At 36.7% G+C, this 12,301-nt stretch carries 13 protein-coding genes; 12 read left to right on the top strand and 1 reads right to left on the bottom strand.

The window, feature by feature from the left end:
- Nucleotides 1-26: 26 nt before the first annotated feature.
- From BIV20_RS10145 to BIV20_RS10120, 6 genes are all read left to right on the top strand, one after another.
- On the top strand, nt 27-656 hold the full coding sequence (locus BIV20_RS10145) for a hypothetical protein (RefSeq protein WP_075720625.1): 630 nt from the start codon (nt 27-29) through the stop codon (nt 654-656).
- A 66-nt stretch (nt 657-722) separates the two neighbouring features.
- Nucleotides 723-1,217 (top strand): lincosamide nucleotidyltransferase Lnu(C), encoded by a 495-nt coding sequence (gene lnu(C) / locus BIV20_RS10140; protein WP_075720624.1) that lies wholly within the window; start codon nt 723-725, stop codon nt 1,215-1,217.
- Between the two features lie 300 nt (nt 1,218-1,517).
- Nucleotides 1,518-1,895 carry a TnpV protein gene (locus BIV20_RS10135; RefSeq protein WP_009288846.1) on the top strand — a complete coding sequence of 126 codons (378 nt, stop codon included), beginning with the start codon at nt 1,518-1,520 and terminating at the stop codon, nt 1,893-1,895.
- Between the two features lie 356 nt (nt 1,896-2,251).
- On the top strand, nt 2,252-3,478 hold the full coding sequence (mef(A), locus tag BIV20_RS10130) for a macrolide efflux MFS transporter Mef(A) (protein WP_075720623.1): 1,227 nt from the start codon (nt 2,252-2,254) through the stop codon (nt 3,476-3,478).
- A 113-nt stretch (nt 3,479-3,591) separates the two neighbouring features.
- Complete coding sequence (locus BIV20_RS10125; protein ID WP_202817014.1) at nt 3,592-3,762, top strand: hypothetical protein; 171 nt, start codon at nt 3,592-3,594, stop codon at nt 3,760-3,762.
- A gap of 765 nt (nt 3,763-4,527) precedes the next feature.
- Nucleotides 4,528-4,722, top strand: coding sequence for a hypothetical protein (locus BIV20_RS10120; protein WP_075720621.1), 195 nt, complete (start codon nt 4,528-4,530; stop codon nt 4,720-4,722).
- A 169-nt stretch (nt 4,723-4,891) separates the two neighbouring features.
- Here BIV20_RS10120 and BIV20_RS10115 read toward each other — a convergent pair whose 3' ends face one another.
- On the bottom strand, nt 4,892-5,839 hold the full coding sequence (locus BIV20_RS10115; RefSeq protein ID WP_075720620.1) for an Abi family protein: 948 nt from the start codon (nt 5,837-5,839) through the stop codon (nt 4,892-4,894).
- 318 nt (nt 5,840-6,157) lie between these two features.
- Between BIV20_RS10115 and BIV20_RS10110 the strand changes: the two genes are divergently transcribed.
- The 6 genes from BIV20_RS10110 to BIV20_RS10085 all read left to right on the top strand — a co-directional run bounded on the left by BIV20_RS10110 (nt 6,158) and on the right by BIV20_RS10085 (nt 12,293).
- Nucleotides 6,158-6,478 (top strand): multidrug transporter, encoded by a 321-nt coding sequence (locus tag BIV20_RS10110; RefSeq protein ID WP_075720619.1) that lies wholly within the window; start codon nt 6,158-6,160, stop codon nt 6,476-6,478.
- A 1-nt stretch (nt 6,479) separates the two neighbouring features.
- Nucleotides 6,480-7,034: a hypothetical protein gene (locus BIV20_RS10105; RefSeq protein ID WP_075720618.1), complete on the top strand. Its 555-nt coding sequence runs from the start codon at nt 6,480-6,482 to the stop codon at nt 7,032-7,034.
- Between the two features lie 2 nt (nt 7,035-7,036).
- Nucleotides 7,037-7,819, top strand: coding sequence for a YecA family protein (locus BIV20_RS10100; RefSeq protein ID WP_075720617.1), 783 nt, complete (start codon nt 7,037-7,039; stop codon nt 7,817-7,819).
- A 12-nt stretch (nt 7,820-7,831) separates the two neighbouring features.
- A complete protein-coding gene (locus BIV20_RS10095; protein ID WP_075720616.1) occupies nt 7,832-9,511 on the top strand; it encodes a recombinase family protein in 1,680 nt (559 codons plus the stop codon).
- 356 nt (nt 9,512-9,867) lie between these two features.
- The gene (locus BIV20_RS10090; protein ID WP_075720615.1) at nt 9,868-10,182 is read left to right on the top strand and encodes a hypothetical protein; all 315 of its coding nucleotides are present in this window, start codon (nt 9,868-9,870) and stop codon (nt 10,180-10,182) included.
- A 98-nt stretch (nt 10,183-10,280) separates the two neighbouring features.
- Nucleotides 10,281-12,293, top strand: coding sequence for a methyl-accepting chemotaxis protein (locus tag BIV20_RS10085; RefSeq protein ID WP_158024926.1), 2,013 nt, complete (start codon nt 10,281-10,283; stop codon nt 12,291-12,293).
- The last annotated feature ends 8 nt before the right edge of the window (nt 12,294-12,301 follow it).

Here is a 12,301-nt window from a genome sequence, read left to right as displayed (position 1 = left end):
TATTAGGTAGAAATGGGGTTGTTTTTATGGATAACTTATTCTTTCGTGTAACAAAAGAAGATTGTCAAGAAGTGAGTTCATCACAGAATGAGAATGGTCTCTTGGAAATAGTGGCACCAAAGAACTGTGATGATAAGGAGATTATTAAGCATATAATGGGTCTTGGTACCACGGAATATGATAAGCAGAAGAGGGCAAAGGAAGCCTTCCGTAAGAAGGTTAGTAAAATGATTGATAAGTATAGGGAGGAATTTAATCTTCCATTTATAATCAAATTGCGTCTTCAGACAAAGACTAAAAAGTTAAATGACTGTAATGTAGAATGTCATGGAATTGTTTTTGAAGGGAATTTGTTGATTGCTGCCTTTCTGCAATATTTTCCTGATGAATTAGTAGAGAAGATTATTAGATGCACAGTTTATATGCTGGCTTGTGAATACGAAGAGCGTACTTTTGAACTTAAAAGCCTTACGATAGGTACACTTAGTTTCCCGGATGGTAAGATTGAAAGTAGTGAACACTTTGATGTGCCAGAAGATGCAAAGTATAGCATTTCATTGGAATATAGTGAGATTCAGAAAATAAAATCTGATTATGAATCGGCTGTTAAACAAATCCTTGATGGTATGAAAAGACAGCCAATCATGAACATATAGAGTGAAAAATTAAATTTCGTATGATATAATAGAATTAGAAAAACTTGAATTTGTGGAGATGATAAGATGGTCAATATTACAGATGTAAAACAGATTCTTCAACTCGCGATAGATGCCGAGATTAAAGTCTTTCTTGATGGTGGCTGGGGGGTAGATGCGTTGCTTGGACATCAGTCAAGAGTCCATAACGATATTGATATTTTTGTAGAAAAGAAAGATTATCAGAACTTTATAGAGATAATGAAAGCTAATGACTTTTATGAGATTAAGATGGAATATACAACATTGAACCATACTGTATGGAAAGATGCGAAAAACAGGATTGTTGATTTGCATTGTTTTGAATATACGGGCGAAGGTGAAATTCTTTATGAGGGGGATTACTTTCCGGTAGAAACTTTTTCTGGCAAAGGAAAAATTGAGGAGATAGAGGTTTCTTGTATTGAACCACATAGTCAAGTAATGTTCCATTTGGGATATGAATTTGATGAAAATGATGTACATGATGTGAAGCTGTTGTGTGAGACATTTCATATCGAAATTCCAAATGAGTATAGATAACTGTAAATTCCAATTTAGCAAACTGTTAGAAAAATTTGAATTTGAAAACCACAATTTTATAAGTGGTTATTAACCCTCACAGGGTTTTAATAAAATCCTCCAAAAGCCTTGAAAATAAAGAGTTTATCGCAAAATGCTCACCTTAACTTATTATACGATTTCACTTATGCTTATTCTTCCCTTGGAAGCTGATAAGGGCAAACACAAGGGAAAGAAAATCTGATAACAAGATATAACAGAATGTGGCAATCGGAGAACTGTGACGTATGTGCGAATATATTATACTGGAGGATTTATTATATGGACAAGTACATTTTTGATGAGAGTAATGGTTTATGGTATGAATTGCAGGGAGATTATTATATCCCTTGTCTGATACTTTCCGAAAAAGAAACACAGCCTATCGGTTTGTGGGGACAACGCCACAAGCAGTATCTAAAGGAGCATAAGCAGTTCCTCTATACCACAATGCTGATTGAGGGTACACTAAACTCCTACCTTGCAGATATTGACAGACAGGCACAGGAGCGTTTGCTCCTGCTGACAAAGCAAATTGCAGAGCAGGAAAATGTGACCGAGCAACTGAAAGCAGATAATGCTATGCTGTGGGTACAGAAAATGAATGAAATTCAGTCCAGAGTTAGAGAAATCATTTACAGCGAGATTATCTACGCATAACAGAATGAGTGATTGGGGCGGTAAGCCAGCTTTTGGCTTACTGCCCTTGTCTGCTCATAAGCAAAATAAAGAAATACCGTCAATGGCAGTGCTTGCACTGTTCATCGAGACCATTGACGGTATTGCGTATTTTGATATCGCTGTCCGTGGCTTTTTTCAATTTTAAACGTTGCTTAAAACAACTTATTGTGTTAAAATATATGCTGATACAAATAAGAGTTTAGGAGGAACCGAAACTATGACAGCCTCAATGCGTTTAAGATAAGCTGGCAATAAAAAAAGCAGAATCTATCCCCGATGATAGGCTTTTTTGTTGTTAGAAATTCAAGCAAAATAATATGCAGGAGATAATATAAATGGAAAAATACAACAATTGGAAACTTAAGTTTTATACAATATGGGCAGGGCAGGCAGTATCATTAATCACTAGTGCCATCCTGCAAATGGCGATCATTTTTTACCTTACAGAGAAAACAGGATCTGCGATGGTCTTGTCTATGGCTTCACTAGTAGGTTTTTTACCCTATGCGGTCTTTGGACCAGCTATTGGTGTATTAGTGGATCGTCATGATAGGAAGAAGATAATGATTGGTGCTGATTTAATTATCGCAGCAGCTGGGGCAGTGCTTGCTATTGTTGCATTGTATATGGAGCTACCTATCTGGATGGTTATGGTAGTATTGTTTATCCGTAGCATTGGAACAGCTTTTCACACCCCGGCTCTCAATGCGGTTACGCCACTTTTAGTACCAGAAGAACAGCTTACGAAATGTGCAGGCTATAGTCAGTCTTTGCAGTCTATAAGCTATATTGTTAGTCCGGCGGTTGCAGCACTCTTATACTCCGTTTGGGAACTAAATGCTATTATTGCCATCGATGTATTGGGTGCTGTGATTGCATCTATTACGGTAGCAATTGTACGTATTCCTAAGCTGGGTGATCAAGTGCAAAGTTTGAAACCAAATTTCATACGAGAAATGAAAGAAGGAATGGCTGTACTACGGCAAAATAAAGGATTATTCGCTTTATTACTCGTTGGAACATTATATATGTTTGTTTATATGCCCATAAATGCATTATATCCTTTAATCACTATGGAATATTTTAATGGTACACCGATGCATAGTTCTATTACGGAGATTGCTTATGCCTCTGGTATGTTGATAGGGGGTCTATTATTAGGGTTATTTGGGAATTACCAAAAGCGAATCTTATTAATAACGGCATCCATTTTTATGATGGGGATAAGCTTAACCATTTCAGGATTACTTCCCCAAAGTGGATTTTTCATATTTGTAGTCTGCTGTGCAATAATGGGGCTTTCGGTTCCGTTTTACAGCGGTGTGCAAACAGCTCTTTTTCAGGAGAAAATTAAGCCTGAATATTTAGGACGTGTATTTTCTTTAACTGGAAGTATCATGTCTCTTGCTATGCCAATTGGGTTAATTCTTTCTGGATTCTTTGCTGATAGAATCGGTGTAAATCATTGGTTTTTACTATCAGGTATTTTAATTATTTGCATTGCAATAGTTTGCCCAATGATAACTGAGATTAGAAAATTAGATTTAAAACAAAATTCATAGGAGGGCCATTTTTATGTATTTAATTTTCATGTAATTTTTCCTGCTAAAATCGCAGGGTTTTCCCTGCGTACAAGCAAATGAAAACATGCGATTATAGACAGGAGGAAAATGTTATGGAATTGATATTAAAAGCAAAAGACATTCGTGTGGAATTTAAAGGACGCACTTGTTTAGATATAGATGAATTAGTTTCGTTAACAAATTCCACCCAAAATAGAAAAGCGATGCGTAGAAAACTTTCAGTTTGGACCTTTGTTAAGGATACTGAATTTAACAAGAAATAATGCATTTAGTAGGGGTGTTCAAATGAACACCCCTTTGAACACCCCAAATGGTACAATCGTTAAGATTGTATCATTTTCTTTGTCCCAACGAATTAGTATAGACATCCAGTGGGAGAAACACTTATTCAGTAATTAAGCAACCTTCTCATAACGACAATTGTGGTAGCATAAAATTAAACTTTTGTGAAAAGTTTATGGATGCAAATTAATACTATAATGGTGCGTATTTTACAGTAAAATTTCATTTTTACATCAGTTTTTCATGTGCTAAAATAGTTGGAAAAAAGAGCACATTATTTTTTTAGGTAAAAGCTCTGAAATACATCATATTTCAATGTGAAATGTATTTTTTACTTCAAATTTTACTGTACTTTAAAAATCCATTCATTTGTGGGCAAAAGCATATCACCCGTTTTTTACTGGAAAATGGCAGGAATACTCCATATTTTGGTGCAAATGAGCAATTTTACTCCATATTTTTCAGTAAAGGTATAAATAACAGGGGGTTTAGGGGAAGTTCCCTGACAAGATGCATTGGAGGAGGCAGAGACGTCTCTAATGCGTATCTTGCCATGGACATGAGAAAATTATTGCAGCGAATTATGAGCTCGATAATCAGAAAACAAATTTTTATTTAACGACAAATTTTTATATATGCTTGAATTATTGCTTTTTCTGAGTCGTGGTTGTATCATTGGTATATGAAGTAATTACAATTTTATATGTAAGAAACGATGCAGAAGCAACTATGGAAGGAGAAGCAGTTTGAACAAGGAATTTGAACGCTGTTGCACATTTCTGGCTGAGATGATGGAGAAATATGGGCTATTGGTTATGCAAGATATACTTGAAGAGCTTCACTATGATCCGGAAACTTGGGGCTATGATGCAGAAGGAAAAAGACTGCGGTATTTGGCTTATGTGAAGAACTTTCAAACGAGTTTTCAGAAAGTAGCATAAGGATTACCGGCATCCTGCAAGATTTAATTGATTAAGTAGGATGTATACATATGGATGAGCGTTCAAATGTAGAAAGAATGAAAGTTTATAACTGACCGATAAGTGGTATATAAATGGTCGGGTTGAAAGTGTTGTCCTCCACCTGTTACGGTGGAGGTTAATTAATATATTATAGTTTATATTGGGTAATATTTGCCCAATTAGATGGAAAATGCATTGCATAAAGTAATTTGCTTTTTTGGGTTGCTGATGTGGCAGTGGAGAAAGTATTAAACAGTTTGGTTAATTCTTTCTTTAGAAATTTAAAATCTTCTTTATCCAGTAGGTATCGAAAAGCTATGAGCAAAGCAAACATATCGTGTTTGCCATAAAGATACTGGATTCCTTTTTGGGGTATCCTCATTTTCTTATGTAGCGAGGTGTCAGGAATCTCAAATCTAGATTCATAAGAAAACAGACGCTCGTTATGTGCGCATATATTACGAAAGACCGTAAGTACCTTTAGATACTGTATTAATTCTTTTTCTGTAATATTGCCATAATGTACGCTAACCTTGGATTTTATGCTTGGGAGCATAAATGAATACATTTTTGAAGTTTGTCCAAGAGTAAGAGTTTTCATGATTACCCATAATGGGACATTACCATATGTGTTTCTCTGATATACAACATAACTATGTTCGGTGTTCTGATTGGCTTCGTATGTCAATATAGATATTAGTTTAGTAATATCACGACTGTTTTTATTGGAAATATTGTAGTTGGTAGGATTTAAATACGCTGACTGATTTTCAGAAAAAACTTCACAGAAGGAATAAGAAATCAATGAGCGGATTTTTTGCTCGACATGACAAATGTATTTAAATACAAGAGAACGAAGATTTTCATCAAATTCATATAATGCAACAATATCCGTAAAATTTGTGCCTTCCTCATATGTTCTTGTCATTGGATTGTAGAATATATCTTTGTATCCATCGATTAAGGAGTAGTAGCCAATATCATGCAGCTTTCCCTCAGCATATGACAAATCAGAAATATTAAGTTGTTTTTTCTGAGTCAGAACATTTAACTGATCAGAGTATGTAATAAAAGGTTTGATTGCTTTTTTGGGCATATTTTTCTCCATATATTTTGTACAAAAAAAGGAAGGCCCGCAGGTCTTCCTTCCGGTCGCAGGCATCGCAAGTTTCTGCAACCTGATCACTAACAGATATGATACCATTATTATCCGCTAAATGCAAGCGGTATTTTGGCTAAATCTGCAATAATATTATATGTAGTTTTAAAGGGTTTATGATAAGGATTATGTGAAGTTTATATGTTTATACCTGATAAGAGAAAAACTGGTTGAGAAAATGTTGGAACAGATATATAATTTTGTTGGGACTATATAAAGCGTATGAAATTATGCATAAGATTGGAGGATGTTTGCATGGAAGTTTCAAAAAGTGATTGGAAATTATTCAGATCAAGTATTGCTGAATGGCAGGAAAACTATATGGAACGTTTGGTAAAAGAATATATTGATTTGCTGAAAGGGGAAGGGAATGCATCAGATAAGTTTTGGAATTTGGAAGAACGAATCAAAAGAGACAGAAAAAATCCGGGAGTGCTTATCGAATTAAGAAAAAGCAATATGATTTATGATATTGTTTCTCTGATTAACCTGGGTGTGATTTCGAAGGATGATTTAGATGGATTTAGTGATGATTTAAAGGAAAAAGTGGATTTTATTATCAGTAAGGAGTGGTAATATGGCAAAAAAATTAACAGAAAAGGCACTAGTTAAAAAATTGGAATCATTGAGAAAAGAAGAGTTAATGAATATTATTGTTGATTTTTATAAGACCAATAAGGCTGTAGAGGCAGGATTGAGCCTTATGATATTAGGCGAGGACTATGGAAATACATTGTTAGAGAAATACAAGAGCCAATTGTATAGAATATTTAATCCCTCTGATATTGTAAGAACAGGATTTTCGTTAGAAAGAGCACAGATGGTATTGTCTGATTTTGCAGATGTATGTGTGGGAGATGATGGCAGGTGGTACGGTGACCTTGCATTGTATTTTTCAGAATGTGCAACGGACTTTACTATGTGTTATGGCGATATAGATGAAGCTTTTTATGATGCACTTGGTGATGCATATCATGACGCAGTTATTATAGCAAGTGGAGATGAACAGTTGTATCAATTATGGAAGAATCGGTTAGAAACGATATTGCATAAATTTTCCGGTTTTGGTTGGGGCATGGATGACTTTATAGCCGGAGAATACTATTCAATACCGTGGGTTGAAGAGGGATGAGTATGGCTATTACTGAAAGAGATGAAGAAAGAGTTGAATATGCTTTTGTTATGGCTTTTTTGCCAGATTTGCCCGAGAATGACGAAACAGCTGATAAAGCGTTGGAAGCATGGAATCTGTTATGGGGGTTGATGGAAAGGGAAAACAATTATTCTGACCAACTTGGTAGTAATGTTTTAGATTGGCAGATTGGAAATTGGGCAAATGATACAACTATGATATTGCAAAATACCAGACGGTATAAGGATGTAATAGCGGTTAATGAGCAGATTTTGAAGATTCAGTGGTCAAGAAACGGTGATACGGATTTGTTTCACGAAAATGCAAAACGTGAGATTGCGGATACATATGCAGATATGGGTGAAATAGAAAAAGCATATAAGTTATATGAAGGATATCTTGAGTCTGATCCCTTATGGGGCTGGGGTTGGATAGGATATTATCGTTTGTTTAAGGATCAGAAAAATCCTCACTATATAGACATAATGAAGGATTTGTATTTTGACATTAAAGCGGGGAATAAATATCGTGATGCGGAAGATTTATATAGGGAATTGTCAGAGGAATTTGCTGAATTGGAAGAAAGCAATATTTCAAAATCTTTGAAAGAAGAATATGAACTGAAAGTAGATAGAAAAAGAAGAGCTAATAGAGATAGCCTTTTGAAAAGTATTGAGAAATTAGAGAAGAAAATACAGCTTAATTCTGGTAGAAAGATTTATCCTAATGAATCTTGTCCGTGTGGTTCGGGAAAGAAGTATAAAAAATGTTGCGGAAGAAAATAGAAGGAGGTACCTATGAAAAAACAACTAAAATGCTACATCTACACCCGTGTATCCACCTCCATGCAGGTAGATGGCTACAGTTTAGATGCGCAAAAAGACAAATTGCATAAATACGCTGATTACCAAGATATGATTATCGCTGGGGAATACTCTGACGAAGGTAAATCCGGTAAAAGCGTGGAGGGTCGCCCACAATTTCAACAGATGCTTCAGGATATTGAAACAGGTAAAGACAACATTGATTTCGTACTCGTATTCAAGCTATCCCGATTTGGACGAAATGCAGCGGATGTTTTATCATCTCTTCAGCGAATGCAGGATTTTGGTGTTAATCTTATCTGTGTGGAAGATGGTATCGACAGTTCTAAAGACGCGGGTAAGCTGATGATTTCCGTGTTATCCGCAGTGGCTGAAATAGAGCGTGAAAATATATTGGTGCAGACCATGGAAGGTCGCAGACAGAAGGCAAGAGAAGGTAAGTGGAATGGTGGATTTGCTCCTTATGGATATCAGCTTATTAATGGTGAGTTGCATATTGCAGAGGATGAAGCTGAGGTAATACGAATTATTTACGATAAGTATGCCAACACAACCATGGGAATTGCCGCAATTGCTACATTCCTAAACAACAGCGGATACAAGAAAAAGCTTCGCCAGAACAATACCATTGAAGGATTTTCCACATCCTTTGTAAAAGGTGTGCTTGATAATCCGGTGTACTGCGGCAAGCTTGCCTTTGGTAGAAGAAAGAATGAGAAGATTCCGGGTACAAGAAATGAGTATCATGTGGTAAAGCAGAATAACTATATGTTAAATGATGGTATTCACGAGGCAATTGTTTCGGAAGAATTGTGGAATCAGGTACACAAAAAGAGACAGGAAACAGGTGTTGCTAATATCAAAACTCACAGTCTGGATCACGAGCATATTTTATCCGGTATCATTAAATGTCCGATATGCGGAAGCGGTATGTATGGCAATGTAAATCGAAAAAAGCATCCCGACGGCGGGCATTACAGAGATTATTTCTACTATGCCTGCAAGCACAGAACCTTTGTAAATGGTCACAAATGTACTTACCGTAAGCAGTGGAGTGAGGATAAAATCAATGCGGCGGTGGAAGAAGTTATCCGAAAGCTTGTAAACAATCCAAAGTTCAAAACTGAGATTCAGAAGCACATCGGTAACAGCATTGATACGGAAGAATTGGACAGAGAGCATACAGGTTTACAGGAGCGATTAAAGCAGGTAACCGGTGCCAAGAACAAGCTGGCAAATCAGATGGATAACTTATCTGTATCGGACAAGCATTATGACAAGAAGTATGAGGATATGCAAGTCAGACTGGATAAGCTTTATGGTGAGATAGAGGAAATTGAAACTTCCATTGAAGCTATAGAGACAAGACTGTATAATATTAAGCAGGAAAAGATATCCGGTGAAAATGTGTATCAGTTCTTATTATTCTTTGATAAGCTGTATGACAGATTTGCGGATATGGAGAAGAAGACATTTATGAAGAGCTTTCTCGAGGAAGTAAATATCTATGAGGCAGAACAAGAGGACGGTAGGATTTTAAGAAGTCTCAAGTTCCGTTTTCCTGTATTTTTCAATGATCAGGAGTTATATGAACTTGATTGGGACAATGAAAGTACCGTTGAAACTGTGTGCCTGCTTTCAAAGAAACCTTGATTTTCTGCGGTTTGTGGGATATTAAGGAACGAAAATGGACGTGTGTTTTTGGTTCTTCAAATGAAACATTTGAATATAGAAACAGTGGGGGTGAGACTCTGCTGAATAACGGGCTTTTGCTAAAAGGGATAGCTTTTTCTAAAGTAGGCTTTATCCTTTTGTTATGTTCATACAGTTACATACGATTTTATCAAGATTCATATAACACACCATACTTTCGCAGATAGTATGTGAAGCTTTGGAGTGTACTATACGCTTGAACAATGGGAGATAAAAGGAACTGTTTTATTTGATTCATCATATCATAATTGTGGGAAGTAATAAGAAAACAATTCCCAATTCGAAATGAGACCATTATGAGCAATGAATTGAATCGGGAAATATATAAGGATGAGTGTGACGAAAAAGAGAAAGAAAAAGACAAAGTAGGATGCACAGCAGTCGGCTATCAGGATGTGAATGTTTGTATTCCGGTTATAATCAAACCGTTCGGCGAAGCCGGTAATGCAAAGACACAGTGTATGGGAAAGGCAGTAGTTACCCCAGGTTGCGATATCTGTCCGAGAAAACCTGGCGATGTATGCAAATTTACCATTAGCCAGAAATTACGCGTTGAAGTTCCTGTTGTTTTTGGCGCAAGGGCAGAAATTATGGTTTTAAAGATTTTGTAAGGGAACTATCCTTTTGGATAGTTCCTTTTTAGTGAAAAGAATGTTAAAATAGTTGCATAAATATGCAGATTATTCTATTCGGTAGTAGACATTTACAAATGAAAGGAATGGTAACAATCATGGGTAACAGAACGAAAACAGGGATAGGATTTTTGGGTACTATTAAAGGAAGGATTGCAATGTTTGTGACAATCTGCACAGTTCTTATCATTTTGTTAAACACGTTGACAAATAGTATGACTACCAGAAATATCATGGTGCAGGATGCGAAGAACCTTCTGATGGAAGAAGCGAAAGCCAACGCAGATATTATCAATGAATGGTTAAAAGAAGAAGGAAAGATTGTTGATACTATGGCAAATGCCCTTGCCTACATAGATAGCAAAGATACAGATGCAATTATGGATTATCTGGAAGTTAATTTGAATGAGAATGAAAATGCATTGATGTACTATTGTTGTTTTGGATATGAGGGAGGCGTATTTCCCGCAGACCATTCTAAACTGGATTTAGATCCGACGACCAGAGATTGGTGGAAACAAGCTGTTTCTGAAAATGGATTGATATATACAGCACCGTATACGGATTTTGCTAGCGGACAGATGATTGTCAGCATTGCGAAACCATTGAAGATAGAAGGCGAACAGGCGGTACTTTTGGCAGATATTACGATAGACAGATTAATTGAAATCACCCGGAATATTAGTACAGATGACAGTACGCAAACTTTTCTTCTGGCAGAGGATGGAAGTGTTGTTACCCATGCCAATGAGGAGTATCTTCCAAAGGAAGACGGCAACACTATTTTGACAGACCGGGTAAAGATAAATTTGGATTCAGAGAAGGCATTTACCTTTACGGATTATGATGGTCAGAAGAAGTATGGGGTTATTGGTGAGGTTGAGTCTACCGGATGGAAATTAGGAGTTACCCGGAATACGAGTGTTATTAATAAGCAGGTATGGAATAATCTGATTTTTCCGTTGGTGATGGGAATAGTTTTGCTAATTATCATTGTGGCACTTTTAAACATGGTTATTAGCAGAATGTTAAGATCGATGGATAAAATGAAGAAATTTGTGAAGGAAAAGGTGATTGGAGAAGAAGACAGTAGGGAGCAGAAAAATGAAGTAAATGAAATCGAGTACCTGATTGGAGAATTAGAAGAGCGGTTTATTGCAACGATACGTAAGACAAAGCAGGAGTCTTCGGTGATACAGGATAGGATGACGAATGCGAATCAGAAAGTGACCACAATCAGCGGAAATATTGTGGAAATTAGCGCAACAATGCAAGAAACCGGAGCGAGCGTGGAATTACAAACAAATAGTATTCGAAGGATTGATGAAACTTGTGCAGATGTAACGGGTGCAGTAAATAAGTTGGCAGAAGAGGCACAGGAGATGACAGCAAAGGCAGGAGAGATTCAGGAGAGAGTGGAAAAACTTGTGCCGGAAATGATGCAGGATAAAGAGAGTGCTTCTGTAATGGTGGAGGATAGCCGTGTAAGACTTGCGCAGGCAATTAAAAGTGCCGAGGTTATCAATCAGATTGTAGAGGTGTCTCAGGCAATTCAGGAGATTGCATCTCAGACGAATTTATTGGCATTAAATGCATCGATAGAAGCCGCAAGAGCTGGAGAAGCTGGTAAGGGTTTTGCAGTTGTGGCGGATGAAATTAAGAATCTAAGTAATGTTACAGGACAGGAAATCGGCAAGGTGAATGATTTGACTGCTAAGGTATTAGAAAGCGTGAAATTACTTTCTTCCGAAAGTAATGCCATTTTATCATTTCTTGATGAGGTAGTTATGAAAGATTATGACAGATTGGGTGAATTGGCAGGAAGCTATAAAGAGGATGCATCCTATTATGCAGAGGTCAGTACAGAACTAGGGGCTGAAGCAGAGGAACTCAGTGCATCTATTCAGAATATCAACAGCATTTTAGATATGATTACAAAGTCACAGGGTGAATTGAATGCAGCAGTTCATGCAGTCAACGATAATCTTCAGCAGATTACTTCTGCCAGTGAGAATGTAACAACAGAAACCGGAGAGGTGTTAGGAAGTATAAAGTCCCTTCAGGGCACCATGGAAACCTTCAGAATATAAGAATGGAA

The sequence above is a fragment of the Roseburia sp. 499 genome (assembly GCF_001940225.2).
Lineage (GTDB): Bacteria > Bacillota > Clostridia > Lachnospirales > Lachnospiraceae > Petralouisia.
The sequence above is the reverse complement of the archived record's forward strand: the minus strand, read 5'-3'. Positions and strand labels throughout refer to the sequence as shown.

Coding starts and splice junctions, on each gene's coding strand:
- BIV20_RS10110 (WP_075720619.1), top strand. CDS start 6,158: ATGGAAGTTTCAAAAAGTGATTGGAAATTATTCAGATCAAGTATTGCT.
- BIV20_RS10125 (WP_202817014.1), top strand. CDS start 3,592: ATGGAATTGATATTAAAAGCAAAAGACATTCGTGTGGAATTTAAAGGA.
- BIV20_RS10100 (WP_075720617.1), top strand. CDS start 7,037: ATGGCTATTACTGAAAGAGATGAAGAAAGAGTTGAATATGCTTTTGTT.
- BIV20_RS10145 (WP_075720625.1), top strand. CDS start 27: ATGGATAACTTATTCTTTCGTGTAACAAAAGAAGATTGTCAAGAAGTG.
- BIV20_RS10105 (WP_075720618.1), top strand. CDS start 6,480: ATGGCAAAAAAATTAACAGAAAAGGCACTAGTTAAAAAATTGGAATCA.
- BIV20_RS10085 (WP_158024926.1), top strand. CDS start 10,281: ATGAAAGGAATGGTAACAATCATGGGTAACAGAACGAAAACAGGGATA.
- BIV20_RS10115 (WP_075720620.1), bottom strand. CDS start 5,839: ATGCCCAAAAAAGCAATCAAACCTTTTATTACATACTCTGATCAGTTA.
- BIV20_RS10095 (WP_075720616.1), top strand. CDS start 7,832: ATGAAAAAACAACTAAAATGCTACATCTACACCCGTGTATCCACCTCC.
- BIV20_RS10090 (WP_075720615.1), top strand. CDS start 9,868: ATGAGCAATGAATTGAATCGGGAAATATATAAGGATGAGTGTGACGAA.
- BIV20_RS10135 (WP_009288846.1), top strand. CDS start 1,518: ATGGACAAGTACATTTTTGATGAGAGTAATGGTTTATGGTATGAATTG.